The sequence below is a fragment of the Streptomyces sp. AV19 genome (genome assembly GCF_015999245.1).
Taxonomy (GTDB): Bacteria; Actinomycetota; Actinomycetes; order Streptomycetales; family Streptomycetaceae; genus Streptomyces.
Window position 1 is genome coordinate 82961 of record NZ_JAEAMR010000007.1, and the last position, 25745, is coordinate 108705.

Genomic DNA, 25745 nt, shown 5'->3' on the forward strand with positions numbered 1-25745 from the left:
CCGTCTCCCCTTCCGTGACCGCGCGCCCGCGCGCGAACGGCCCTCGCAACAAGATAGGCGAGGGCCGTCGGGGAGCGTACCGGGTCAGACGGTGTGGGCGTCAGCCACCGTCAGTGCCTCGTCCAGCAGAGCGAGCCCGTCCTTGGCCTCGGAGTCGCCGATCGTGCACGGCGGGACGACGTGGATCCGGTTCATGTTCACGAACGGCCACAGGCCCGAGGCACGGCAGGCCGCGGCCACGGCGGCCATGGGGGCGTTGGCCTCGCCCGTGGCGTTGTAGGGCACCAGCGGCTCACGGGTGGCGCGGTCGCGCACCAGCTCCACCGCCCAGAAGACGCCGGTGCCGCGCACCTCGCCGACCGAGGGGTGGCGCGCGGCGAGCTCGCGCAGCCCGGGCCCGAGGACCTCCTCGCCGATCCGGGCGGCGTTCTCCACGATGCCCTCCTCGGCCATCGCGTTGATCGTCGCCACCGCCGAGGCGCAGGCCAGCGGATGGCCGGAATAGGTCAGTCCGCCCGGGTAGGGGCGCTTCTCGAAGGTCGCGGCGATCTCGTCGGAAATGGCCACGCCACCGAGCGGGACGTAACCGGAGTTGACGCCCTTGGCGAAGGTCATCAGGTCCGGGACCACGCCCCAGTGGTCGGCGGCGAACCAGCGGCCCGTCCGGCCGAAGCCCGCCATGACTTCGTCGAGGACGAGGACGATGCCGTACTTGTCGCAGATCTCGCGCACCCCGGCGAGGTAGCCGGGCGGCGGGACCATGATGCCGGCGGTACCGGGCACGGTCTCCAGGACGATCGCGGCCACCGTCGCCGGTCCCTCGAAGACGACGGTGTCCTCCAGGTGCCGGAGCGCTCGTTCGCACTCCTGCTCCTCGGTCTCCGCGTGGAACGGCGAGCGGTAGAGGAACGGCCCCCAGAAGTGGACGACGCCGGCGGCACCGCTGTCGGACGGCCAGCGGCGCGGGTCCCCGGTGAGGTGGATCGCGGCGGCGGTGGCGCCGTGGTACGAGCGGTAGGCGCTGAACACCTTGGGGCGCCCGGTGTGCAGCCGGGCCATCCGGACGGCGTTCTCGACCGCTTCCGCGCCGCCGTTGGTGAAGAAGATCCTGTTCAGGTCGCCGGGGGTCCGCCCGGCGATGAGCCGGGCCGCCTCGGAACGCGCCTCCACGGCGAAGCCCGGCGCGAACGTGCACAGCCGCGCCGCCTGTTCCTGGATCGCCGCGACCACCCTGGGGTGTTGGTGGCCGATGTTGGTGTTGACGAGCTGGGAGGAGAAGTCGAGGTAGCGGTTGCCGTCGAAGTCCCAGAAGTAGGAGCCCTCGGCGCCCGCGACGGCCAGCGGGTCGATGAGGCCCTGGGCGGACCAGGAGTGGAAGACGTGCGCGCGGTCGGCGGCCTTGACGGCGGCACCGAGGGCGGGGTCGGGCAGCGTGCTCACGGGCGTGACCTCGGGGTGCTCGGCGGGCTCGGGCTGTTCCGCGCAGCCTACGGCCGCCGTGCGGCCCGCGGCACCGGCACAGTGTCCGGGACCGGCCGCGGATACCGGCACTGTGCCGGTGTCCACGGCCGCCGGTCCCGGCCCGCGAATCGCCGTACGGGAAATAACGGTTCGCCCGGGTCACGCGTGCTACGTTCGTCGCCAGTTGCGCCTGATGGTCTGTGACCTCGGGCGCTCTTCTCTTTCGGGGCACCTCCCCACACCGCTCTATCGAGGAGTCATCTTGGCCACGGGCACCGTGAAATGGTTCAACTCGGAGAAGGGCTTCGGCTTCATCCAGCAGGACGGCGGCGGGGCCGACGTCTTCGCCCACTACTCCAACATCGCGACCACCGGCTTCCGCGAACTCACGGAAGGCCAGAAGGTCACGTTCGACATCACCCAGGGCCACAAGGGCCCGCAAGCCGAGAACATCAACCCCGCCTGAGGCCCTGACCCGAGGCCCCGAGAGGGCCGGTCCTCCCCTGCGGAGGACCGGCCCTCTCGTCATGCGGCTATCCTCCGGCTCGGGAACACGGGGGAACTCGGGAACACGGGGGAACTCGGGAACACGGGGGAACTCGGGAACACGGGGGAAGGAGAACCGAGCGCATGGACGCCCTGACGGCGGAGGACCCGCGCACGCTCGGCGCCTACCGGCTGCTCGGCCGGCTCGGCGCGGGGGGCATGGGCCGGGTCTACCTGGCCCGTTCGGACCGCGGCCGCACAGTCGCGGTCAAACTCGTCCACCCGGAACTGGCCGGGCAGGACGAGTTCCGCCGCCGCTTCCGGCGCGAGGTGCGGGCCGCCCGCGAGGTCGGCGGCGAGTGGACCGCGCCGGTCCTGGACGCCGACACCGAGGCGGACGTGCCCTGGGTGGCGACCGGCTACATCGCCGGACCCTCGCTGCGCCAGGTCGTCGGCCAGGACTTCGGGCCGCTGCCCGAGCGGTCCGTCCGCATCCTGGCCGCCGGGCTCGCCCGCGCGCTCCAGGCGATCCACGCGGCGGGCCTCGTCCACCGCGACCTCAAGCCCTCCAACGTCCTGGTCACGCTGGACGGGCCGCGCGTCATCGACTTCGGCATCGCCCGGGCCCTGGACGCCCTGACGGACGGGGAGGGGCTCACCCGCACCGGGGCCGCGGTCGGCTCCCCCGGCTTCATGTCGCCCGAGCAGGTGCGCGGCCGGGGGACCACCGCGGCCAGCGACGTCTTCTGCCTCGGCTCGGTGCTCGCCTACGCGGCCACCGGGCGGATGCCGTTCGGCACGGCGGACAGCGGGGCGCACGCCCTGATGTTCCGCGTCGCGGAGGAGGAGCCCGACCTCACCGACGTCCCCGGGCCGCTGCTCCCGCTGATCACCGACTGCCTGGCGAAGGAACCCGCGGACCGCCCCACACCCGAGCAGGTGCTCGACCGGCTCGACCGGACGGACGCCGACGAGGAGCCGGCCTCCGCCGCCGAGCCGTGGCTGCCCGGCGGGCTCGTCGCCCAGCTGGGCCGGCACGCGGCGCGGATGCTCGACGTCGAGGGACCGGCGGAGATATCCGGCACGGCCCCCGCCGCCGCGTCCGAGCAGCCCGCCTCCGTCGTTCCGCCGCCCGTCGCGCCCCCGCCGGCGGACCCGCCCACCATGACGGCCGTCACCACCTCCGTCGGACACCCGCCGCCGCCCCCGGGCGGCTACGGGCCCGCGCACCCCGGCCCGTACACCGCCCCGTACGGCCCGTACGGCGCTCACCCGCACGGCCCCTACTACGGACCGCAGCAGCCGCCCGCGCGCCGCTCCCGCAAGCCGCTGGCGATCGTCGCCATCGCGACGGCCGGGCTGCTGGCCGGCGCCGGGACGGTCTACCTGGTCAAGCAGCAGCGGAGCGGGGACGACGACCGGCCCTCGGCCCACCCGACGACGGCCGACCGGAGCCCCGGCCACAACGCCTCGTCCCCGCCGCGAACGCCGCGGACGCCCCGGACGCCGCCCACGACCGTCCCGCCCACCGGCGCGGCCCCGACGGGCGGCGCGCAGGCGTTCAACGGCAGCTGGTCCTCCGACTTCGCCACCGGCGGCGGCCGCAGCTACCGCACCATCGACCTCACGGTGGGGGCCAGCGGCGGCACCGCCGAGATCGAGGGCCACGGCAACCTCGACGACGGCACGTCCTACCGCTGCACCTGGACCGCCCCCGTCCGGGGCGACAGCACCGCCACCGTGCTGCGCCTCGGCCCGTCCACCGTCACCGGCGCCCAGCCCGCCTCGGCCTGCCAGCCCGGTTCGGCCTCCGACCTGACGCTGCTGCCGGACGGCCGGATGCGCCGCGACTTCGTCGACTCGGGGACGAAGGACGCGTCGCTGGTCTACGGCAAACAGGGCTGAGCAAGCAGGGCTGAGAACGCCGCCGAGAACGCGAAGCGCCCCGGTGGGAACCCACCGGGGCGCTTCGCACGTACCGCTGCGACTACGACAGGAACGAGTTGATCTCGATCGTCTCGTCGCGGCCCGGACCGACGCCGATCGCGGAGATCGGGGCGCCCGACATCTCCTCCAGCGCCTTGACGTACGCCTGGGCGTTCTTCGGCAGCTCGGAGAAGGTCTTCGCCTTGCTGATGTCCTCGGTCCAGCCCGGCAGCATCTCGTAGACCGGCTTCGCGTGGTGGAAGTCGCTCTGGCTGTAGGGCAGTTCCTCGACGCGCTTGCCGTCGATCTCGTACGCGACGCAGACCGGGATCTGCTCCCAGCCGGTGAGCACGTCGAGCTTGGTGAGGAAGAAGTCCGTCAGGCCGTTGACGCGCGTGGCGTAGCGGGCGATCACGGCGTCGAACCAGCCGCAGCGGCGGTCACGGCCGGTGGTGACACCGCGCTCGCCGCCGATGGTGCGCAGCGCCTCGCCGTCCTTGTCGAACAGCTCGGTCGGGAACGGACCGGCGCCGACGCGGGTGGTGTACGCCTTGAGGATGCCGATGACCCGGTTGATCTTCGTGGGGCCGACGCCCGCACCCGTGCAGGCGCCGCCCGCGGTCGGGTTCGAGGAGGTCACGAAGGGGTACGTGCCGTGGTCCACGTCCAGCAGGGTGCCCTGGCCGCCCTCGAAGAGGACGACCTTGCCCTCGTCGATGGCGTTGTTCAGGACCAGCGTGGTGTCGGCGACGAAGGGCTTGATCTGCTCGGCGTAGCCCAGCAGCTCGTCGACGATCTTCGCGGAGTCGATCGCGCGGCGGTTGTAGAGCTTCGCCAGGATCTGGTTCTTGAAGTCGAGGGCAGCCTCGACCTTCTGCTCCAGGATCGACTCGTCGTACAGGTCCTGGACGCGGATGCCCACGCGGTTGATCTTGTCCGCGTAGGTCGGGCCGATGCCGCGGCCGGTGGTGCCGATCTTCCGCTTGCCGAGGAAGCGTTCCGTCACCTTGTCGACCGTGGTGTGGTACGGCGTGATCAGGTGCGCGTTGCCGCTGACCAGGAGCTTGGACGTGTCGACGCCGCGCTCGTTCAGCCCGCTCAGCTCGGAGAGCAGGACCGCCGGGTCCACGACGACACCGTTGCCGATGACCGGGGTGCACCCCGGCGAGAGGATTCCGGAGGGGAGGAGGTGGAGCGCGTATTTCTGGTCACCGACGACGACCGTGTGGCCGGCGTTGTTGCCACCTTGGTAGCGCACCACATAGTCAACGGACCCACCGAGCAGGTCGGTGGCCTTTCCCTTGCCCTCGTCACCCCACTGAGCACCGAGCAGCACAAGTGCGGGCACAGGCGTACACCCCTTCCGGGCGGGGCATGTCCAACGTGCGTGGGGGGTAAGAGCCCGCTGGTTTCGGGCGTTCACCACCGCTAGAGCCGTCGAACCGGTGCCCCGGATAGACGAAGCCCCTGGCGCAACAGCGACAGGGGCTCTTGCACCGAGAGGTTACCTGAGGAAGGACGAACGTGTCGGCTGCAGACCCGACTGGACAGCAGCTGCTTGTCGTCGTCGACCCGGTCGCGAGGCGCGTGGACGGCGAATCCGTGCGGATCGCGAGGGATGTGCTGAGCGCCGGATCGGTGGCGAAAATCTGTCTCCCGGACGGCCCCGCGGAGATCGCCCGGGCGGTCGCCCGGCGCGGCCGGAGGCGGATGGTCGTCATCGGGGACGACCGGGCGTTACTGCGCGTGGTCGCCCTGCTGCACCAGCAGCGGGAGCTGGCCGACGCGCCGCTGGCCTGGGTGCCCGTGGGGCCGCTCCCGGCGGTCCCGGTGGCCCGCGCGCTGGGCGTCCCGCTGGGCGCGGTGGCCGCCGCACGGGCGGTGCTGGACGGGGCGGAGCGGCGGCTGGGGCTGCTGGCGGACGAGAGTGGCGGCGTGGTGCTGGGCGGGGTCCGGGCGCCGGCCGGCCGGTCCCACTCCGGATCCGCCCCGGCCTCCTCGGCGCCGTGGTGGACGCCCGCGGCGCGGACCGCCCGGACGGCCCTGGCCCTGCTGACCCGGCCGACCGGCCGCGCGACGGCGGCGGGGCCGCGGCTGCGGGTGGAGGCGGACGGGGTGGTGCTGGCCGACGCGGACCAGCCGCTGGACCGCGTCGCGGTCACCATGGCCGGGGGCCTGGCGGACGTCGCCGTCCACCCGGCCGGCGCGGAGGCGCCGCTGCGGTGCCGGGCCCGCGCGGTGACCGTCTCCGGCCCGGACTTCCGCTACCGGGCGGACAACCGGATACGGGGGCCGGTGGAGGTGCGGACGTGGACGGCGGAGGGGGAGGCGTGGCGGCTGGTGCTGCCGAGGGAGTGAGTGCTCCGGGGTTTGTCTGCCCCCGGCCCGCTCTTTCACCGTTTCTTCCGGGGCGGGCCCCGGGGCCCGCAACGTGGGCTTCGCCCCCTGGAACCCCGAAACCGCGCTCCGCGCGGTGAGGCGGGGGCTCTGCCCCTTGCACCCCCGAAGCGCCCTCCGGGCGCTGTCCTCAAACTCCCCGGAGGGGGCGACCCCAGACGGGCTGATTCGTGCCCGCGCAGGATGTCCAGCCCCACGCAGGATGTCCAGCCCGGCGCAGACTTCCACCCAGGCACAGACTTCCGCTCGGGCGCGCACTGTCAGCCCGTCTGGGGGTCGCCCCCTCCGGGGAGTTTGAGGACGAGCGGCGAAGCCGCGACACGGGGCCCGGGGCGGAGCCCCGAAGCGGGGTGCAGGGGGCGCAGCCCCCGCCTCACCGCGCGGAGCGCGGTGCCGGGCCCAGGGGCGCAGCCCCGGAAGAAACGGTGAAAGGGCGGGCCGGGGGCGAACAACCCCGATCAGCCCCCCGGCGTGATCAGCCCCGCCTCGTACGCGAACACCGCCGCCTGCGTCCGGTCCCGCAGCCCCAGCTTCACCAGGATCCGGCTGACGTGCGTCTTCACCGTCGACTCGGCCACCACCAGATACGACGCGATCTCCGCGTTCGACCGCCCCTGGGCGACCAGCACCAGCACCTCCGTCTCCCGCTCCGTGAGATCCCCGATCCGCTCCTGCGAAGGCGCCCGCGGCGTCCCCAGCCGCGAGAACTCCTGGATGAGGCGCTTCGTGACCGTCGGCGCGAGGAGGGCCTCCCCGGAGGCGACCACGCGCACCCCGTCCGCCAGCTGCCGCGCCGACGCGTCCTTGAGCAGGAAGCCGCTCGCCCCGGCCCGCAGCGCCTGGTAGACGTACTCGTCCAGGTCGAAGGTGGTGAGCACCAGCACCTTCGCGTCCGCGTCGGCCGCGACGATCTCCCTCGTGGCCTCCAGGCCGTTGAGCTCGGGCATGCGGATGTCCATGAGGACGACGTCGGGGCGCAGCTCCGCGACCTTCGCGAGCGCCTGGCGGCCGTCCACGGCCTCGCCCACGACCTCGATGTCGGGCATGGCGTTGAGCAGCACGGAGAAGCCCTCGCGGACCATCATCTGGTCGTCGACGATCAGCACCCTGATGGTCATGCGGCGGCCCCCGCGGCCGCGACCGGCATGAAGACGGAGACCTCGTAGCCCCCGTCCGCCGTGGGACCGTCCGTCATCTCGCCTCCGAGCATCGCGACGCGCTCGCGCATGCCCAGCACCCCGTGCCCGGCACCGGGCGAGGGCTTGGCCAGCCGGTCGGGCGGCCCGTTGACGACGCGCAGCCCGAGCCCGACGGGCACGTAGGACAGCTCGACGCGCGCGGCCGCCCCGGGCGCGTGCCGCAGCACGTTGCTCAGCGCCTCCTGGACGACGCGGTACGCGGACAGCTCCACGCCCTGCGGCAGCGGGCGCACGACCCCGGTGGTGACGTGCTCGACGTCGAGCCCGGCGCCCCGGACGTTGGCCAGCAGCCCGTCGAGCGCGGCCAGCGTCGGCTGCGGGGCCTCGGGGTCGTCGAAGGCGCCGGAGCCGTCGGAACGGATGACGCCGAGGACGCGCCGCAGCTCCGTGAGGGCCGCGACGGCGTTCTCGCGGATGGTGACGAACGCGGCGGCCAGCTCGGGCGGCGTGTCCTGGACCCGGTACGGCGCGGCCTCCGCCTGGATGGCGACGACGGACATGTGGTGCGCCACGACGTCGTGCAGCTCGCGGGCGATGGTGGTGCGCTCCTCCAGCACCGTGCGCCGGGACCGCTCGACCTCGGTGACGGCCGTCTGGGCCGCGACCTGCTGCCGGGACTCGCGCAGCAGCCGCACGGCGAGGACGCCGAAGAGCAGCACGCCGGAGACGACGAGCAGCTCGAAGAGGCCGCTGGTGCCCATGACCGGGCGGAAGACGACCAGGAAGGCCGCGAGGAAGGCGGTCAGCAGCCACATCTCCCCCGCGACCCGCGGCCGCGTCCGCATCGCGACGAGCATCATCACCAGCACGTGGACGCTGAGGGCGACCTCCGGGACCCCCAGGACGATCGAGAGGAAGACCGCGCCGACCGAGCACCACCAGGCGCCGATGGGGCGCACCAGGGTCATCAGCACCGGCACTCCGACGAGCAGCGCGATGGGCAGTCCGCCGTGGGCGACGCCCTGGAACATGAGCAGGCAAGTCAGCGCCCCGAGCGCGGCGTGCGGCAGCCACCGCGCGTACCGGCGCATCCGGCGCGGCACGACGCGCAGCAGACGGCTGCCGGGCGCGAGCGGCGGCAGCGGCCGGAAGGCGAAGGCATCCGTGAACAGGTCACGGTGGATGCCCTCGAAGGCGCTCTTGAGCATGAGCAGCTCGCTGCGGAGGGAGGTCGGCTCGGGGGTCGGATTCACGCGTTCCACCGTAAACAGACATCCGCCGGGCGTCGTCCGCGTCGATGAGGATCTCCGGCCGTCCGTCTCAAGTACTACGCACCAGTACCGCGCACCACCGCGGCCAGCTCCCGCGCCGCCCGCTCCGCGTCGGCGAAGCGGCAGTACAGCGGGGCGAAGCCGAAACGCAGCACGTCCGGGGGCCGGAAGTCGCCGACGACGTCCCGCCGGACCAGCTCCGCCATGATCTCTCCGGCGCCGGGGCGGCGCAGCGAGACCTGGCTGCCGCGTTCGGCGTGCGCGGCCGGGGTGACGGATGTCACCCGGCCCTCGGGGACGTACGCGGCCACGCAGCGCAGGAAGAAGTCGGTGAGGGCGAGGCTCTTGGACCGCAGGGCCGCGAGGTCCACGCCGTCCCAGACGTCGAGGGCGGCGTCCAGGGCGAGCAGGGAGAGGATGTCGGGCGTGCCGACCCGGCCGCGCGCCGCCCCGTCGGCGGGCCGGTAGCCGGGCTCCATGCCGAACGGGTCGGCGTGCGAGTTCCAGCCGGGCAGCGGGGAGTCGAAGCGGGACTGGAGCTCCCGGCGCACGTAGAGGAAGGCGGGGGAACCGGGGCCGCCGTTGAGGTACTTGTACGTGCAGCCGGCCGCGAGGTCCACGCCGTGCTCGTCGAGCCCGACGGGCAGCGCGCCCGCGCTGTGGCACAGGTCCCACACCACGCGCGCACCGGCGGCGTGCGCGGCGGCGGTGATGCCGGGCAGGTCGTGCAGCCGCCCGGTGCGGTAGTCGACGTGGTTGACGAGCACCGCGGCGGTGCGGGGCCCGGCCTCGCGGCCGATCGTGCCGGGCTCGGCGGCCCGGACGCGCCGGCCGGTCAGCCGGGCCGCCGACGCGGCGATGTAGCCGTCCGTGGGGAAGGTCGCCGCGTCGACGAGGATCTCGTCGCGCTCCGGGCCGGCCAGGCGGACGGCCGCGACCAGGGCCTTGAAGAGGTTGACGCTGGTCGAGTCGCCCACGACGACCTGTCCGGGCGCCGCGCCGACCAGCCGTCCGATCCGGTCGCCGACGCGCTCGGGCGCGGTCCACCACGCGCCCCAGGAGCGGGCCAGCCGACGCCCCCACTCGTGCCGGACGACCTCGGCGAGGCGGGGCGCGACGGCGCGGGGCAGCGCGCCCAGCGAGTTGCCGTTGAGGTAGACGGTGCCGTCGTCGAGGTCGAACGCGGCGCGGAGGGGGGCGAGTTCGTCGGCTGCGTCGTGGTCGGCCGCCTCGCGGGCGAGGTCGGAAACGGCGGCGAGGTCAGACATGGCTGCGCGCCGTCCACAGCTCGGGGAAGACGGTCTTCGTGGCGCGCTTCTCCAGCCAGGCGACCCCGGCCGAACCGCCCGAGCCCTTCTTGGCGCCCATCGCCCGCCGGGTGGCGACCAGATGGTCGTTGCGCCAGCGCCACACGAGTTCGGCGATCTCGGTCAGGGCCTCCCCCAGGCGGCGCTCGTCGCCGTACCGCTCCTCGGCGGCGTAGACGCGCTGCCACACGTCCTCCACGGCCGGGTCCGGCTCGTGGCGCGCGGAGACGTCGCGTTCCAGGACGGCGGCGGGGACCGCGTGGCCGCGGCGGGCGAGCCAGCGCAGCACCTCGTCGTAGAGGGCCGGTTCGTGCAGCGCCTTCTCCAGCCGGGCGTGCACCTCGGGGACGTTGCGGTAAGGCACCAGCATGGAGCGGGACTTGTCGCCGAGCAGGAACTCCAGGCGGCGGTACATGGCCGACTGGAAGCCGGACGCCTCGCCGAGCGCGGAGCGGTAGCGGTTGAACTGGCCCGGCGTCAGGCGGGAGATGGGCTTCCACGAGGCGTTGAGCGAGCCGAACTCGTCGACGGAGCGGTCCAGCGCGGCCAGCGCGGCGGGCAGGTCGTCCGCCCGCAGGGCGCGGCCGGCGGTCTCCCACTCGTGGACGAGGAGGGCGAACCACAACTCCATGACCTGAGTGGTCACCAGGAACGCCATCTCACCCGGGTCGTCGGACAGCGGCGCCTGGAGCCGGGCGAGGACCTCGGCCCGGACATAGTCCTCGTACGGGGTGGTGGCGGCGAATTCGAGCGTGGGGGACATGGGCGGTCGCGACACGGCGGACTCCTCGGCAGCCAATCCTGCGGGTAGCGGTCCGCCCCTTCCTCTCGCGCGTGGAGCCCCGGTCCCCTGCGGGCATCATCCGTCCCAAGGGCCGCCGCGGGCAAGAGGTCGTCCGGCCGGAACGGCCCGCCCTGAAGCGGGAGTTCCGGCCGGAGACGCTGCTCAGCCCAGGGTGCTGGCGGCCGTCGGCGAGCTGTCGCGGAGGAACGTCGAGCAGCGCTCGTACTCCTCCTGCTCGCCGATCGCCTGGGCGGCGCGGGCGAGTGCGTGCAGCGCGCGCAGGAAGCCGCGGTTGGGCTCGTGCTCGAACGGCACCGGCCCGTGGCCCTTCCAGCCGTTGCGGCGCAGCGCGTCCAGGCCGCGGTGGTAGCCGGTGCGGGCGTACGCGTAGGACTCCACGACCCGGCCGGCCTCGAACGCGTCGTCGGCGAGCTGCGCCCAGGCGAGGGAGGAGGAGGGGTACTTGGCTGCGACCTCGGCGGGGGCCGCGCCGGAGGCGAGCAGCTCGCGCGGCTCGGGGTCGTCGGGCAGGTGGGTCGGGGGCGGTCCCCCGAGCAGGTTCTCGTGAATCGACATGGCCTCCAGTCTGCACTGTCGCCCCGCCGGGCGGGGAGGGCGTGGCACGCGTGATCGCGCGCGGGCCGGTCAGCGCGGGACGGTCAGCGCTCGCCCGGGTCCAGCGGCGGTGACGCCACCCCACAGTGGTAGGCGCACTCCGGGTGGCACCGGCCACGCTGTGGGGCGCGGATCGTCGTCCAGGCCAGCAGCGCCCCGGCCACCAGGGCCACCGCGCACCACACCATCGCCCACCGGAACGCGCTCCCGAAGGCCGTGGGGTCGCGGTACGCCTCCGGGCCCATCCCCGTCACCAGCGGCAGCGCGGCCACCGCCACCAGGCCGGCGGCCCGGGCGGCCGCGTTGTTGATGCCGCTGGCCAGGCCCGCGCGCCCGACGTCCACCGAGGCGAGCACCGTGGCCGTCAGCGGGGCGACCAGCGCCGACATGCCCAGGCCGAGGACGACCAGCGCGGGCAGGACGTCCCGCCAGTACACGGCGCCCTGCCCGGCGCGGGTCATCAGCAGCATGCCCGCCGCGCACAGCAGCGGGCCGACGGTCAGCGGCAGCCGGGGACCGATCGCCTGGCCGAGCCGGCCGGCGCGGGAGGAGAGCAGCAGCATCAGGACGGTGGTCGGGAGCAGCGCCGTGCCGGCGGCGAGCGCGGACCAGCCGGCGACGATCTGGAGCTGGAGCACCGAGAGGAAGAAGAAGCCGCTGAACGCCGCGTAGACGCAGACCGTGACCGCGTTCACCGCCGAGAACGTCCGGCTCGCGAAGATCCCCGGCGGCAGCATCGGCTCGGCCAGCCGCCCCTCCAGCCGGACGAAGAGCACGCCCAGCAGCACCCCGGCGACCCCGGGGACGATCACCGCGGGCGAGGCTCCGTGGTCGGGCGCGGCGATCAGGGCGTAGGTGGTCAGCCCGAGGGCCAGCGCGCCCAGCACCGCGCCGAGCACGTCGAACCGGCCGCGGGCCGTGGGATCGCGGGTCTCCGGCACGTAACGCAGGGCGACGGGGACGCAGACCGCGGCGATCGGCAGGTTGATCAGGAACACCCAGCGCCAGCCGGGCCCGTCCACCAGCCAGCCGCCCACGAACGGCCCGACCGCCGAGGCCACGCCGCCCAGCCCGGACCAGGCGCCCACCGCGCCCGCGCGGTCGTCGGGGTGGAAGACGGCCTGGAGCAGCGCGAGCGAGCCGGGGGTGAGCAGCGCCCCGCCGATGCCCTGGAGCGCGCGGGCCGCGATCAGCACCCCGGCGCTGGGGGCGATCCCGCAGAGCAGCGAGGCGAGCGCGAACCAGACGATGCCGACGACGAACACCCGCCGCCGCCCGAACCGGTCGCCCAGCGCCCCGCCGAGCAGGATCAGCCCGGCGAGGGTGAGCATGTAGGCGTTCACGGTCCACTGGAGGACGGCCAGGTCCGCGTGGAGGTCGGTGCCGATGTGCGGCAGGGCCACGTTGACGACGGTGCTGTCGAGCAGGGCCATGCCGGAGCCGAGGACGGCCGTGAGCAGGACGTACCGCCCCGTGGGCGTGCCCAGGCGGATCGCCGGGCCCGCGTCCTCGGAGTCGCTCATGGTCCGATCGTCCCCCGGCGGGGCGGACGAGGCCATGCGAAAGGGGCCCGGCGCGATCCGCCGGGCCCCTTTCCGTACCGCTTACTTGTTTCCGTACCGCTTACTTGCCGAGTTACTTGCCGAGCTTGGTGCCCGTCGAGCGCAGGTCGGCGCAGGCCTTGGTGACGCGCTCGGCCATGCCCGCCTCGGCCAGCTTGCCCCAGGTCCGCGGGTCGTAGGTCTTCTTGTTGCCGACCTCGCCGTCGACCTTGAGGACGCCGTCGTAGTTCTGGAACATGTGGGCCGCCACCGGGCGGGTGAAGGCGTACTGGGTGTCGGTGTCGAGGTTCATCTTCACGACGCCGTTCTCCAGCGCGGTGCGGATCTCCTCCTCGGTGGAGCCGGAGCCGCCGTGGAAGACGAAGTCGAACGGGTCCTGCTTGCCGTGCTTGGCGGCCATGCCGTCCTGGAGCTCACGGAGCAGCTCGGGGCGGAGCACGACATTGCCCGGCTTGTAGACGCCGTGGACGTTGCCGAAGGAGGCGGCCAGCAGGTAGCGGCCCTTCTCGCCCAGGCCCAGGGCCTCGGCGGTCTTCTCCACGTCGGCGACGGTGGTGTACAGCTCGTCGTTGATCTCGTGGGTGACGCCGTCCTCCTCGCCACCGGTCGGGGTGATCTCGACCTCGAGGATGATCTTCGCCTTGACGGCCTCGGCGAGCAGTTCCTTCGCGATGGCGAGGTTCTCGTCGAGCTTCTCGGCGGAGCCGTCCCACATGTGGGACTGGAACAGCGGGTTCTGGCCGGCGGCCACGCGCTCCTGGGAGATCTTCAGCAGCGGGCGGACATAGCCGTCCAGCTTGTCCTTGGGGCAGTGGTCGGTGTGCAGCGCGATGTTGACCGGGTACTTCTTGGCCACGACGTGCGCGAACTCGGCCAGCGCGACGGCGCCGGAGACCATGTCCTTGCTGTACTGGCCGCCCAGGAACTCCGCGCCACCGGTGGAGATCTGGATGATGCCGTCGCTCTCCGCCTCGGCGAAACCGCGCAGCGCGGCGTGCAGAGTCTGGGTCGAGGTCACATTGATGGCCGGGTAGGCGAACTTGCCTGCCTTCGCCCGGTCGAGCATCTCGTTGTAGACCTCGGGGGTTGCGATGGGCATCTGTCCGCTCCTTGTGATGTGCGGGTGGGCTTGGGGGTGCCCTGACCTAGGGGGCGACGTTCATCGTCGTCCCCATCTTCCCAGACTCCCCGAATTGCTCCACATGGTGCATGCGCCAGATACGACGGTGGGCGCGGGGTTTCACGTGAAACCTCGCGCCCACCGTCCGGGACGCCTTGCGAATCCGCAGGTCAGGCCAGGTCCAGATCCCCGAGCTGGTAGCCGGTGACATAACGCAGACCGGCGTCGGAAATGGCCCGGTCGGCACCGCGGTCGACGATCGTCGCGACCGCGACGACCTCGGCGCCCGCCTCGCGGGCCGCCTCGACGGCGGTCAGCGGGGAGCCGCCGGTGGTCGAGGTGTCCTCGACGACCAGGACGCGGCGGCCCTTGATGTCCGGGCCCTCGATGCGGCGCTGCATGCCGTGCGTCTTCTGCGCCTTGCGGACGACGAAGGCGTCCAGCCGGCGGCCGCGCGCGGCGGCGGCGTGCAGCATCGACGTGGCGACCGGGTCGGCGCCGAGGGTGAGCCCGCCCACGGCGTCGTACTCCAGGTCGGCGGTGGCGTCCAGCATCACCTGGCCGACCAGCGGGGCGGCCTCGGCGTCCAGGGTGATCCGGCGCAGGTCGATGTAGTAGTCGGCCTCCTTGCCGGAGGAGAGGGTCACCTTGCCGTGGACGACGGCCTTGTCCTTGATCTGCTGAAGCAGGGCGTCACGCGCGTTCATGGGGACGAGCTTAGGCCAGCGTGCGCCAGGCCCACGTCGTGGAGATCTCCAGCGGATCGATGGGGGTGACGAGGCGGGGGAGGGTGTTGAGCCCGTTCGGCGGGCCCGACTGCGGCTCCACGCAGACGGCTTCGGCCTGCTCGTCGTAGACGACGACCCATTCGGCGCGGCTGGTGACGGTCAGCTCCAGGGCGCCCGGCCAGGTGAGGGTGACCCGGACGCCGTCGGGCATCCCGAAGCAGTCGTCCCAGGGGCCGGGCCGCGGGTCGACGCGGCGGCCGGTGGGCAGGTGGTCCTCGCCGCGCTCCTCCTGCCAGGCGGGGGCGAAGTCGATCTCGACGTCACCGCCGGTGCCGAGGTTGCGCCGGAACCAGGGATGCCAGCCGGCCTGGGCCGGGAAGGAGTCCTCGGCCGCCTCGACGCCGAGGGTGAGCGTCAGGGAATCCTCGGCCAGTTCTGCCATCTGGGTGACGCGGCCGGGGTACGGCCAGGCCGTGTCGGCGAGTTCGTAGGCGAACGCGGCGAAGGCGTCCTCCGCGCGGACCGTGCGCCAGGGCACGTCGCGGCCCGTGCCGTGGATGGCGTGGGGCGGGTGGTTGACCGGCATCTGGTGCGTCTCGGCGCCGTTGCGGAAGCGGCCGTGGTCGATGCGGCCGCACCAGGGAACCATGGGGAAGGCGCCGTACTTGGGCCCCTGCCGGAGGAGTTCCGTGCCACCGACGCGGAGGCTGGAGAGGCGGCAGCCGTTCGCCGTGTCCACGGTGGCCCGGGCGGGGCCGGCGGTGAGGGTGGTGGTGGTTGTCTGGGGGTTCGTCACGATGCCGACGATAGGTGGGCGGGGGCGGGAAGTTGCCCCGGACCCGCCCTTTCACCGCTTCTGCCGGGGCAAGCCCCGGGGCCCGCAACGCGGCTTCGCCGCATTGACCGGGGGCTTCGCCCCCTGGACCCCTGGAACCGCGCTGCGCGCGGTCGTCCTCAAGCGCCGGACGGGCTGAATTTCGCGCCCGCACCGGATACTGCCCGCACCGGATATCCAGCCCGGGCGCACATTTCAGCCCGTCCGGCGCTTGAGGACGAGCGGCGAAGCCGCGACACGGGGTCCAGGGGCGGAGCCCCGGTGGGGGCGCAGGGGGCGAAGCCCCCGCACCCCCACCGCGCGGAGCGCGGTGCCGGGCCGAGGGGCGGAGCCCCGGAAGAAACGGTGAAAGGGCGGGGCGGGGACAAACCCCTACCTCCGACGCCGCAGCACCCGCCCCACCACCACCGCCGACGCCAGCGCCACCGCCGCCGCCGGCGCCGCCCAGCGCAGGGCCGCGCGGCCCGTGGTCGTCTCGGGCGCCGGAACGGGCGCGTACCGCCCGCGCGGCGGCGCGTGGTCGACCTCCTCCGCGCTGCGGCCGATCATCGTCCGGCGGGCATGGGCCGCCTCGGCCGGCGGCTCCTCGTCGGGGACGGCCTCGGCGACGACGTCCTCGACGACCTCGGCCACGACGTCCGACACCACGTCCTCGGCGGTCACGAACTCCCCGTCGGCAGCCGGGGCTTCGTCCGCGTCATGGGCCAGCGTCTCGGCCAGCGCGGTCGCGAAGCGGTCCAGCAGCCGGCGGCCCGCCGCCTGGGCCGTCCGCTCGTCGGCCTCGGCCAGCCGCCCGGCGCGGGCCACCGTCCCCGTGCAGGTCAGCCGGGTGCCGCCGGGGACCTCGGCGGGAACGGCGAGCAGCGTGAGGGTCACCGTGGCCGAGCCGCGCGCCTCCGTGCCCTCGGCCGTCAGCTCGTACGCGCCGTCCCGCTCGGCCAGCCGGAGCGACCCCCGGTAGGTGATCGTCGATCCGCCGATGCGCAGGCGCAGCCGCCCGGCGACGGCGGCCCCCTGCGCGTCCCCCGCCTCTCCCGCGTCCCGCTGGAGGCCCGGCACGCACCGGGCGACCCGCTCGGGATCGGACAGCGCCCGCCGGACGTCGCCGACGGGAAACGGAACGAAAACCTCATGCTCCATGGCATGCGAGCCTACCCACCGGTTTCGCCGGCAGGGACTCCCCGGTCGGATCCGGTCGAAGTTTCCGGCGGAAGACGACCGTCCGCCGACCGCGGCCGCCGATCCGGGACGATCGGCGATCACACGGGCCGGCGGACGGCCAAGGGTCCACGTCAGTCCGCGACCGTGAAGCGCTCGCCGACGTGCTGCGGCTTCTCGATCTCGTCGATGAGGGCGACGGCGTAGTCCTCGGTGGATATGCGGCTCTTGCCGTTCTCGTCCACGACGAGGTCGTCGAGACCGGTGCGGTAGGTACCGGTGCGCTCGCCGGGCTCGATGGTGCCGGCGGGGCTGACGTTGGTCCAGCGGACGTCGGTCACCGTGCGGTAGAAGTCCAGCGCGTCACCGTGGGCGCGCATGATCTGGAGCAGGAACTCCGGCAGCCCCTCCGTGTCCCAGACCTGCTTGCCGTCGGGGGTGCGCAGCGAGCCGGCGCCGCCGACCGCGATCAGCCGCGGGGCGGCGTCGCCCAGCATGCGCAGCCCCTCCACCAGGGACTCGGCGGCCGGCTCGATGGTGGCGAGGTGGCCGGGGCCGTCACCGCCGCCGACCGCGCTGACGACGACGTCCTGGCCCTGGGCCGCGGCCGCGACGGACTTCGGGTCGAGGACGTCACCGGTCACGACGGTGAGGGCGGGGTGCTCGACGGTGACCTTGGAGGGGTCGCGGACGACGGCCGTCACCTGGTGGCCGCGGTCCAGGGCCTCGCGCAGGACGCGGCTGCCGATCGTGCCGTTGGCGCCGAAGAGGGCGATCTTCGCCATGGGAATCTCCTGAAAAAGTTGGACGAAAGGGGTGGGTATTACGCGCCGGTTCCATGCTCGTCGAGAGCCCGGGTGAGCGCGCGGGCGGACGTGGTGGGCCCGCCGAGGCGGCGCACCGTGCCGTCGGCGGCGTGCAGCAGCAGGGTGGGGAAGCTGTCCACGCCGAGCCGGCGGACCTCGCGGAAGCCGGCCCGGGCCTCCTGCCGGGTCGCGGGCAGGGCGTACGCCGCGACGGCCGCGTCCGCGTCCACGCCGCCGGCCTCGTCGGCGACGGCCTTGAGCGTGGCCGGGTCGGACAGGCTCAGCCCGTCGCGGTACCAGGCCAGTTGGAGGGCGCCGGCGAACTCGAGCGTCCGCTCCGGCGCCTGCCGGGAGAGGGCGGCCAGCGCGGTCGCCGCGTCGGCCGAGTCGAGCACGGTCGTGCCGTCGGCCACCGCCCGCCGGTAGTCCGGGCCGAAGACCGCGCCGGTCAGCTCGGCGATCCGCGCGTCGGACTGCGGGATGTAGGAGGCGTAGGCGCCCACCGGCCGGGCGCGGGCGCCGGTGAAGAGGCCACCGCTGAGCACCCGCAGGTCCAGGCGGTCGGCGTTCACCGCGGCGAACTCCCGCACCGTGGGGCCGAAGCCGTAGCACCACCCGCAATAGGCGTCGAACGCGTATGTGACCTTGTGCCGGGGCTGCTGTGCCATGTCGTTCACCTCGTTCACCAGAACTCGTTTCCGAACTCGTCTTCCGAACTTGTTTTCTGCTCAACCACGCTTGTGATTGACCACAACGTTAGGCAGCGGGAATCCCTACGACCAGGTACGCTCGGGTCTCCTCATGGTGAAAAACGGACACGAAGAGATCCTCCACCTCACCTATACGCCCCCGCCCGGCACCCCGGCCGGCGTCGAGGTGATGACCCTCGCCGAACTGCGCGACCGCGCCGCCGAGGGCCTGCTGCAACGGCCCCAGCGGCTGGACTTCCACCAGCTGGCCGTCGTCGACTCCGGCGCCGCCGCCCACACCGTGGACTTCACCGGCTACTGGCTGACGGAGGGCTCGGTGCTGTGGGTGCGCCCCGGTCAGGTGCAGAGCTTCGGGGACGCCACCCGCGTCGAGGGCACGGTGATCCTGGTGCAGCCCGGCTTCCTGCCGCCCGGCAGCGCGGTCGCCGCCATGGCCGACGACCCCTTCCACCCGGTGCTCTGGCAGCCGGTGGGCGACGACGCCGAAGCCGTGTCCCTGGCCGTCCGGCACCTGGCGGCCGACTTCCGCACCGGCGCCGGGCTGCCCCCCGACGTCCACGCCGACGTGCTGCGCCACCTGCTGTCCGTGCTGGTGCTGCGGCTGGCGCACTTCACCGCGCCGGTGGGCAGCCGGGTCGCGGCCCCCGGGGACGCCTTCGTCCGCTTCCGGGCCGCCGTGGAGCGGGACTTCGCGACCAGTCACCGGGTCGCGGACTACGCCCGCGCGCTGGGGTACGCGCCGCGCACGCTGTCGCGGGCGACGCTGGCGGCGGCGGGCATGGGGGCGAAGGAATTCATCGACCGGCGCGTGGTGCTGGAGGCCAAACGGTTGCTGTCGCACAGCGACCTGCCGGTCGTCAGGGTCGGTGAGCGGCTCGGGTTCGAGGACGCCGCGAACTTCTCGAAGTTCTTCCAGCAGCGCGCGGGGCTCGCCCCCGGCGCCTTCCGCACGGCCTCGCGCCGGAGCGCGTAGACGGGCCGGACCACGTAGCCGACGGCGCTCACTCCCCGTACCGCGGGTGCATCAGCGTCGACGCCACCGCGCCCCCGCCCTCCAGGGCCCGCATCCCGGCCGGCACCTGGGGGCACCCCCGGCGGCAGCCGGGGGCCGGCGACCGGCCCGCCAGGACGAACGCCCAGCCCTCGCCCGCCCCCGGGCTCCGGTACGGCCGGGTGCACAGGCCCACCGACCGCACCGTGGCGTCCACGGTCCGGAGGTCGTGCGCCCGCTCCCCCATCCGCCCCGCGTGCACCACGAGCCGTCCCCCGTCGCCCAACTGCCGTGCCACCAGCCCATAGAACTCCTGCGAGTACAGCTTCGCGCCCCCCGTCCCCCCGGGCCCCGGCAGGTCGCAGACCACCACGTCGTACGCCCGTCCCGGCACCGCCGGGGGCCGGCCGCGCAGCCACTCGAAGGGATCGGCGTGCACCACGGCGACCCTCGCGTCCTCATAGGCACCGCCGTTGAACCGGACGAACCGGGCGTCCGTGCGGGCGAGCCGGACGACGGTCGCGTCGGGGTCGACGACGGTCACCGCCGCCACACCGCCGTGCCGCAGCACCTCGCGCACCGCGATGCCGTCGCCCCCGCCGAGCACCAGGACCCGCCGGTGCGACCCCGCCATCGCCGGGCCCACCAGCGCCTCGTGGTAGCGCGAGGGCTCGCCGCTGGCACGCAGCCGGCCGTCCAGGAAGAGCGCCGGCTCACCGCCGCCCGCGCCGCCGGTGAGCACCACCTCCTTCATGCCGGTCCGCACGGCCACCCGCACGTCCGTCCCGTAGACCGCCTGCCGGGCGGCCCTCTCGAACGGATCGCTGAGCACCGAGCAGAGCGCGAGCAGCGCCAGCACCAGCCCGTTGGCCGCCAGCACCGCCCAGCGGGCGCGCGCGCTCAAATCGCCCCGGAACAGCCACAGCACCAGCGCCCCGCCGGCCACGGCGTTGACCGCTCCGGTGACCAGCGCGCCCGTCAACTGGCCCAGAACGGGCAGCAGGAGGAAGGGGAAGGCGAGGCCGCCCACCAGCGCGCCCACGTAGTCGGCGGCGAAGAGGTCGGCGACCGCGCCGCCCGCGTCCTGCCGCCGGATCCGCTGGATCAGGGTCATCAGCAGCGGTACCTCGGCCCCGGTGAGCACCCCGATGAGCAGCGAGAACCCCACGAGCGCGGGCCAGGCCCGGCCGTACCAGGCGAAGCAGGCGTACAGCGCCATCGCCGACAGGCCGCCCGCCAGGGCGAGCACCGCCTCGACGGCCGCGAAACCGAGGGCCGCACGGCCGCGCAGCCGCTTGGCGAGCAGGGAACCGACCCCCATCGCGAAGACCATCACCGAGAGCACGACGGACGCCTGGGTGACGGAGTCACCGATGAGGTACGAGGCCAGGGCGACCAGTTCCAGCTCGTACACCAACCCGCAGGCGGCGCAGATGAAGACGGTGGTCAGCACGAGGAGGCGGCCGATCCCGGCCGGTACGGGCAATCGCGCGGGTACCGGACGGTAGATCATGCGGGAACGCTACGTCACGATCCAGCATCGCCCTGTCACCCACACGAGTTCAATGCTCATGATCCTCACGCGAGTTGACCGCGCCACCGGGCGCGCTACCGTTCGCCAGGGGGCTCGCGCCAGGGCGCTTCGCGGCGCCCGGTGCGCCGGGGGGTGCGCAGCCGACGCGCACTCCCACCCGGGTGCGGGTGACGACGAGGCGCCCCTCCTGCGGGTACGCGTGCCAGGTGCGCCAGCTGACCTGGCCGTCGCGCCGCTGGGCGAGCAGCGCGGTGAAGGCGTGCGGGTCCCCGGGAAACGTTCCGGCCAGGCCCTGGGGGTGCTCGGCGACCAGGGCCAGGAGCTCCTGCGCGCGCCCCGCGAACGAACATCGCGACAAGGTCTCGACGCGGGCCGCGAATTCGTACTCCCAGGCGCCGACGCGTTTGGCCACGCCCAGGGGCAGCGGGGTACTGCTGCCGGGTATGCACGCGACCGTCTCCGAGCAGGCCCCGCTCCCCTCCTCCAACAGCACCTGGTGGGAAGCGCCGAGCAGCCGCAACTGGACGGCCGCCCGGCCGAGTTGGAGATCGAGGACGGCCAGCGCCGGCAGCGGCTCCCGGCCCAGGGCCCAGGCGAGGTCGGCCGCGCGGGTGTCGGTGTAACCGGTCTTGAGGGTGGTGAGCATGGGTCGGCTCCGCGAGCGAACAGTGGGGGATGGCCGGCCCGCCCCGAGGAGGACCAGGTCTTCGAGTACGCCGGGTCATGCCCACTCTGGAGGCTCCCTGATCCGGCGGAGGCGTTTCCGGGATTCCCGGGCGTTTTCCCCAAACGTCTCCGGGCGCTGCCCTGGTCGAGAGGAAATCATGAAGCCATCGGCGCCCACAGCATTTTTACCCATCATCGTCGATTTTCCATCCACGCGTGGGCCCGACGGTTCAAGTGTTCAACAAAAAAGCACCCGGCGGGAGTTGGGCCCCCGCCGGCGCATATGCGGCTGGACCTGGGCCACTTGCAAATCCCCTGATCAAAGGGGCATCAGCCGCTGCCCCCCAGCCGTTCCACCGCCGCGCGGACCGAGTCCTCGCTCCGGCAGAACGAGAATCGCACCAGATGGGACGGGGCGCCCGGGCGCACCCAGAAGGCGGAGGTGGGAATGGCCACCACCCCGGCGCGCGAAGGGAGTTCATGGCAGAATCGCACGCCGTCCCCGTGCCCCCACGCGCGGATGTCCGCCTGGAGGAAATACCCGGCGTCCGCCCGGTACGGGCGCAACCCGGCGCGCTCCAGTCCCTCGCTCAGCAGGTCACGGTTGCGCCCCAGGGCCCGCCGCACCTCCGCGGCCCACTCCTCCACGCCCCCCAGCGCCCGGGCCAGTGCCTCCTGGTAGGGCGTGCCGGAGGCGTAGGTGAGGAACTGCTTCACCCCGGCCACCGCCGCGACCAGCCGCGCCGGGCCGCACACCCAGCCGATCTTCCAGCCGGTGACGTTGAAGGTCTTGCCCGCCGAGGAGATGGTGAGCGTCCGCTCCCGCATGCCCGGCAGCGCGGCGATCGTGCGGTGCGCGCCGGTGGGGGCGTCATCGAAGACCAGGTGCTCGTACACCTCGTCCGTCACCACCACCAGGCCGTGCTCCCGGCAGACCTCGGCGACGGCCGCCAGCTCGTCCGGCGTGAACACCTTGCCCGTCGGGTTGTGCGGGGTGTTCAGCAGCAGCACGCGGGTGCGCGGCGTGACGGCCGCCCGCAACGCGTCCTCGTCCAGGACGAACCCTCCCCCAGTGCCGGCCGCCCGGGGGGACCCCCATGCCTCCTCCACCAGCGGCACGGCCACGAGCTTCGCACCCGCGAAGCGGGCCCCCGCCGGGTAGGCGTCGTAGCAGGGGTCGAACGCGAGCACCTCGTCGCCCGGGTCGCACAGTCCCAGCAGCGCGGCCGCGAGCGCCTCGGTGGCCCCGGTGGTCACCAGCACCTCGTCCCGGGGGTCGTACGCCAGTCCGTAGCGCCGCAGCTGGTGCGCCGCGACGGCCTCCCGCAGCGCGGGCGCGCCGTGCGCCGGCGGGTACTGGTTGGCGCCCGACCGCACCGCGTCCGCCACGTCCGCCAGCAGCTGCGGCGGGCTGGGCAGCTCGGGCACGCCCTGCCCGAGGTTCACCGCGCCCGTGCTCCGCGCCAGCTCGGTCATCTCCGTGAAGACGGACGTGCCCACCCCGGCGACCCGCGCCGCCGGCCGCCAGTCCGCGTCTCGCCTGCCGGCCCCGAATTCGCTGCCCATCAAGCCCTCCCCGATCGGTCCTCGACCCGCGGTCCTTGATCGCCTCCACGATAGGCGCGCGCACGCCCCCACAGCCCCCCCTCGTGCCGAGCGATCAGCCCGTCCGGGGGTTGCCCCCTCCGGGGAGTTCGAGGACGAACGCGGCGAAGCCGCTTCGCCGCCCCGGGCGGAGCCCCAGGAGACCCGCGCGCCCCGAGCGGACCGCGCCTCCGCGGGCACACCCCCCGATCAGGCCAAGCGCCCCGAGCGACCCCGCCGCCGAGTGGGTGGAAGCCGCGCCGCGTTCGGGCGTGACGCATCGCGCGCGCGAGACGGCCGACGCATGGTCGGTATGCCCGCCCGTTCCGTACCGGCGCCGTCCCCGGCGCCCGACCGGTCATGCCGGCCGGAGTCCACCGGTGCCGGCCAGGCCGCTCCCCCGGCCGGCCCGGGGAGGTGCCCCGAGGAGGTCCCGTGTCAGCCGGCCCCGTCGTCAACCCCAGCGCGGTGCCCGTCCGCGCACCGGAACCGCGCCGCGACACCGGCGGCCGTCCCGTCCGCCGCACGGACCGGGTACGCGAGGCCCTGCGCCGTGCACTGCCCGCGCTGGGGCTCTACGCCTCGGCCCGGCTGCTCGGCCTCGCCATGATGGCCGGCTGGGCCTGGTCCACCGGCCGGCACCCGCGCACGCTGCTCGGCCACTCCTGGGACGGCATCTGGTACGCGGGCATCGCCCGCAACGGCTACGGGCTCGTCCTGCCCTCCCCCACCAGCCGCGGGGTGATCTTCAACGACCTCGCGTTCTTCCCGCTGTTCCCCGGCCTCGTGCACGCGGTGACGGTGCTGACCCCGTTCACCGTCGTCTCCGCCCAGCTGGTCGTCTCCTGGAGCTCGGCCGTGGCCGCGGCCTGGGGGATCTACGCCGTCGGGGAGCGGCTGCACGGCCGGCGGACCGCGACCTGGCTCGTCCTGCTGTGGGGCCTGCTGCCGCACGCCATCGTGCAGACCATGGGCTACACCGAGTCCCTGATGACGGCGCTCGCCGCCTGGAGCCTGTACGCGGCCGTCACCGGCCGGCCCGTGTGGGCCGGCGCCCTCGCCCTGGTCGCCGGGCTCTCCCGGCCCAACGCCGTCGCCGTGGCCGCCGCCCTGATCTGCGCCACCGCGCTCGTCCTGTGGCGCGAGCCGCGCTCGCGCGGCGACTGGCGGCTGTGGACCGGCGCCGCGCTCGCCCCGCTGGGCTGGGCCGGCTACGTCCTCTGGGCCGGCATCCGCTCCGGCGGCGGACCGCTCGGCTACTTCGCCGTGCAGCGGCGCTGGGGCTCGCGCTTCGACTTCGGCGCGGACGCGTTCCGGTTCATCCGCCACTTGTTCACCGGCCGCGACTTCATGGCCTACTACGGCTCGCTGGCCGTCCTGGCCGTCGCCCTGGTGGCGCTCGTCCTGTTCGTCCTGGACCGCCCGCCCGCCCCGTTGCTGGCCTACGTCGCGGTGCTGTGCGTCATCGCGGTCGGCGGCTCCAGCTATTTCGCGTCCAAACCGCGGTTCCTGATCCCCGCGTTCCCGCTGCTGCTGCCGCTGGCGCTGGGCATGGCGAGAGCCCGGCCGCGCACCGCCCTGGTGACGGTCGGCGCGCTGGCCGGGCTCTCGTTCGTCTACGGGACGTATCTGGTGACGATCGCCCGCATCCCGATGTAGCCGGGAATCAGGCCTCGGGCTTGTCGTCGCCCTCGTCGCCCTGCTCCAGCTCATCCTCCAGACCCAGCTGCTCCACCAGCCACTTGTCGAACTCGACGGAGGCGCGGACCCAGCTGACGGTGCTGGACACGAAGTGCTCCAGCGACACCCCGACGCCGATCAGCATCTGTGCCTCGCCGATCAGGCGGACGGTGCCGTCGTCGTTGGTGTGCGTGTAGACCTTCGGCCACAGAGTGCGGCGGTTCCAGTCGTCGACGACCTCCAGGAGCTTCGACTTCTCGTCGATGCCGTGCGGCCGGTCGTAGAACGTCCGCACCGAGAAGACCTGCTGCTCCTCCTCGCCGCGGAACATGAAGTACGTACGGAACTGCTCCCACGGAGCCGCGAGATCACCCTCGTCGTCGACGAGGTACTTCAGCTCCATCTGCTCCAGGAGCTGCTTGACCAGGTCCTGGTCGGGGATGACGGGGCCGGCCGGGCCCGTCTCTTCGGGCTGCGGCTCGGGCTGGCCCCCGAAATTCGGAATCGAGGACGGGTCGATGCTCACCGTGGATTTCCCTTCGTACGGTTGCGGCCATCCTCCCCCACACCAGCCCCTGCCCCGCAACCCCCGGCGCATGCGTCTCTCGCGACCACGCGGCCGGGGGCGTCCCCGCGGCCATGACTACGCCGTCCGGACCTCCTGGCCGGCGGGCCGCACCGACAGGCCCTCCTCGCCGGGGTGCCGCTCGACGCGGACGGTGTCGCCGTCGCGGATGTCGCCGGCCAGGATGGCGCGGGCGAGCCGGTCGCCGATGGCGGTCTGCACCAGGCGGCGCAGCGGTCGGGCGCCGTAGGTGAGGTCGGCGGCGGCGGCCTCGTCGTCGTGGCCGAGGGCGGCGAGCCAGTGCAGTGCGCCCGCGTCGACGTCGAGGGTGAGGCGGCGGTCGGCGAGGCGTTTTTGCAGCTGGGCGATCTGGATCTCGGCGATGCGCTCCAGCTGTCCGGTGCCGAGGGGGTGGAAGAC

At 73.6% G+C, this 25745-nt stretch carries 23 protein-coding genes and 1 pseudogene; 5 read left to right on the forward strand and 19 right to left on the reverse strand.

What is annotated here, in order from left to right; translation table 11 throughout:
- Window positions 1-84: 84 nt before the first annotated feature.
- Window positions 85-1440: an aspartate aminotransferase family protein gene (locus I5Q34_RS09930; protein WP_199891841.1), complete on the reverse strand. Its 1356-nt coding sequence runs from the start codon at window positions 1438-1440 to the stop codon at window positions 85-87.
- A 283-nt stretch (window positions 1441-1723) separates the two neighbouring features.
- On the opposite strand from I5Q34_RS09930, the gene I5Q34_RS09935 reads away from it, so the two are divergent.
- Together I5Q34_RS09935 and I5Q34_RS09940 are read left to right on the forward strand one after the other, a co-directional pair.
- The gene (locus I5Q34_RS09935; protein WP_199891842.1) at window positions 1724-1927 is read left to right on the forward strand and encodes a cold-shock protein; all 204 of its coding nucleotides are present in this window, start codon (window positions 1724-1726) and stop codon (window positions 1925-1927) included.
- 164 nt (window positions 1928-2091) lie between these two features.
- The gene (locus tag I5Q34_RS09940) at window positions 2092-3852 is read left to right on the forward strand and encodes a serine/threonine-protein kinase (RefSeq protein ID WP_199891843.1); all 1761 of its coding nucleotides are present in this window, start codon (window positions 2092-2094) and stop codon (window positions 3850-3852) included.
- 82 nt (window positions 3853-3934) lie between these two features.
- Here I5Q34_RS09940 and I5Q34_RS09945 read toward each other — a convergent pair whose 3' ends face one another.
- Window positions 3935-5221 (reverse strand): adenylosuccinate synthase, encoded by a 1287-nt coding sequence (locus I5Q34_RS09945; RefSeq protein ID WP_199891844.1) that lies wholly within the window; start codon window positions 5219-5221, stop codon window positions 3935-3937.
- Between the two features lie 176 nt (window positions 5222-5397).
- Between I5Q34_RS09945 and I5Q34_RS09950 the strand changes: the two genes are divergently transcribed.
- Window positions 5398-6231, forward strand: a complete 834-nt coding sequence (locus I5Q34_RS09950; protein ID WP_199891845.1) for a diacylglycerol kinase — start codon at window positions 5398-5400, stop codon at window positions 6229-6231.
- 497 nt (window positions 6232-6728) lie between these two features.
- Here I5Q34_RS09950 and I5Q34_RS09955 read toward each other — a convergent pair whose 3' ends face one another.
- From I5Q34_RS09955 to I5Q34_RS10010, 12 genes are all read right to left on the reverse strand, one after another.
- Window positions 6729-7388 (reverse strand): response regulator transcription factor, encoded by a 660-nt coding sequence (locus I5Q34_RS09955; protein ID WP_199891846.1) that lies wholly within the window; start codon window positions 7386-7388, stop codon window positions 6729-6731.
- Window positions 7385-8617, reverse strand: coding sequence for a histidine kinase (locus I5Q34_RS09960; RefSeq protein ID WP_199892878.1), 1233 nt, complete (start codon window positions 8615-8617; stop codon window positions 7385-7387). Before I5Q34_RS09960 ends, I5Q34_RS09955 begins: the two co-directional genes overlap by 4 nt.
- A gap of 119 nt (window positions 8618-8736) precedes the next feature.
- A complete protein-coding gene (gene kynU, locus I5Q34_RS09965; protein WP_199891847.1) occupies window positions 8737-9948 on the reverse strand; it encodes a kynureninase in 1212 nt (403 codons plus the stop codon).
- Complete coding sequence (locus I5Q34_RS09970; RefSeq protein ID WP_199892879.1) at window positions 9941-10750, reverse strand: tryptophan 2,3-dioxygenase; 810 nt, start codon at window positions 10748-10750, stop codon at window positions 9941-9943. Before I5Q34_RS09970 ends, kynU begins: the two co-directional genes overlap by 8 nt.
- Window positions 10751-10933: 183 nt before the next feature.
- Entirely contained in the window at window positions 10934-11347 is a 414-nt protein-coding gene (locus tag I5Q34_RS09975; protein ID WP_199891848.1) for a DUF3151 domain-containing protein, read from the reverse strand.
- Window positions 11348-11430: 83 nt separating this feature from the next.
- Window positions 11431-12909 (reverse strand): MFS transporter, encoded by a 1479-nt coding sequence (locus I5Q34_RS09980; protein ID WP_199891849.1) that lies wholly within the window; start codon window positions 12907-12909, stop codon window positions 11431-11433.
- 112 nt (window positions 12910-13021) lie between these two features.
- The gene (gene fbaA, locus I5Q34_RS09985) at window positions 13022-14047 is read right to left on the reverse strand and encodes a class II fructose-bisphosphate aldolase (RefSeq protein WP_199891850.1); all 1026 of its coding nucleotides are present in this window, start codon (window positions 14045-14047) and stop codon (window positions 13022-13024) included.
- A gap of 191 nt (window positions 14048-14238) precedes the next feature.
- The gene (gene pyrE / locus I5Q34_RS09990; protein WP_199891851.1) at window positions 14239-14775 is read right to left on the reverse strand and encodes an orotate phosphoribosyltransferase; all 537 of its coding nucleotides are present in this window, start codon (window positions 14773-14775) and stop codon (window positions 14239-14241) included.
- Window positions 14776-14785: 10 nt separating this feature from the next.
- The gene (locus tag I5Q34_RS09995) at window positions 14786-15592 is read right to left on the reverse strand and encodes an aldose 1-epimerase (protein WP_199891852.1); all 807 of its coding nucleotides are present in this window, start codon (window positions 15590-15592) and stop codon (window positions 14786-14788) included.
- Window positions 15593-16003: 411 nt separating this feature from the next.
- Window positions 16004-16771 (reverse strand): SRPBCC family protein, encoded by a 768-nt coding sequence (locus I5Q34_RS10000; protein ID WP_199891853.1) that lies wholly within the window; start codon window positions 16769-16771, stop codon window positions 16004-16006.
- A gap of 152 nt (window positions 16772-16923) precedes the next feature.
- The gene (locus I5Q34_RS10005; protein WP_199891854.1) at window positions 16924-17574 is read right to left on the reverse strand and encodes an NAD(P)-dependent oxidoreductase; all 651 of its coding nucleotides are present in this window, start codon (window positions 17572-17574) and stop codon (window positions 16924-16926) included.
- Window positions 17575-17612: 38 nt separating this feature from the next.
- Window positions 17613-18263 (reverse strand): DsbA family protein, encoded by a 651-nt coding sequence (locus I5Q34_RS10010; protein WP_234428702.1) that lies wholly within the window; start codon window positions 18261-18263, stop codon window positions 17613-17615.
- A 133-nt stretch (window positions 18264-18396) separates the two neighbouring features.
- Here I5Q34_RS10010 and I5Q34_RS10015 point away from each other — a divergent pair, with 133 nt between their 5' ends.
- Entirely contained in the window at window positions 18397-19278 is an 882-nt protein-coding gene (locus I5Q34_RS10015; RefSeq protein WP_199891855.1) for an AraC family transcriptional regulator, read from the forward strand.
- 28 nt (window positions 19279-19306) lie between these two features.
- Here I5Q34_RS10015 and I5Q34_RS10020 read toward each other — a convergent pair whose 3' ends face one another.
- From I5Q34_RS10020 to I5Q34_RS10030, 3 genes are all read right to left on the reverse strand, one after another.
- Complete coding sequence (locus I5Q34_RS10020; protein WP_199891856.1) at window positions 19307-20809, reverse strand: polyamine aminopropyltransferase; 1503 nt, start codon at window positions 20807-20809, stop codon at window positions 19307-19309.
- A 49-nt stretch (window positions 20810-20858) separates the two neighbouring features.
- Entirely contained in the window at window positions 20859-21476 is a 618-nt protein-coding gene (locus I5Q34_RS10025) for a DUF2617 family protein (protein ID WP_199891857.1), read from the reverse strand.
- Between the two features lie 350 nt (window positions 21477-21826).
- Window positions 21827-23062, reverse strand: coding sequence for an aminotransferase class I/II-fold pyridoxal phosphate-dependent enzyme (locus I5Q34_RS10030; RefSeq protein WP_199891858.1), 1236 nt, complete (start codon window positions 23060-23062; stop codon window positions 21827-21829).
- A gap of 453 nt (window positions 23063-23515) precedes the next feature.
- Here I5Q34_RS10030 and I5Q34_RS10035 point away from each other — a divergent pair, with 453 nt between their 5' ends.
- Window positions 23516-24739 carry a hypothetical protein gene (locus I5Q34_RS10035; RefSeq protein WP_199891859.1) on the forward strand — a complete coding sequence of 408 codons (1224 nt, stop codon included), beginning with the start codon at window positions 23516-23518 and terminating at the stop codon, window positions 24737-24739.
- Between the two features lie 7 nt (window positions 24740-24746).
- On the opposite strand, the gene I5Q34_RS10040 is transcribed toward I5Q34_RS10035, so the two are convergent.
- On the reverse strand, window positions 24747-25286 hold the full coding sequence (locus tag I5Q34_RS10040; protein ID WP_199891860.1) for a YbjN domain-containing protein: 540 nt from the start codon (window positions 25284-25286) through the stop codon (window positions 24747-24749).
- Between the two features lie 117 nt (window positions 25287-25403).
- Window positions 25404-25745, reverse strand: a pseudogene (locus tag I5Q34_RS10045) (ATP-dependent chaperone ClpB); the annotation flags it as partial.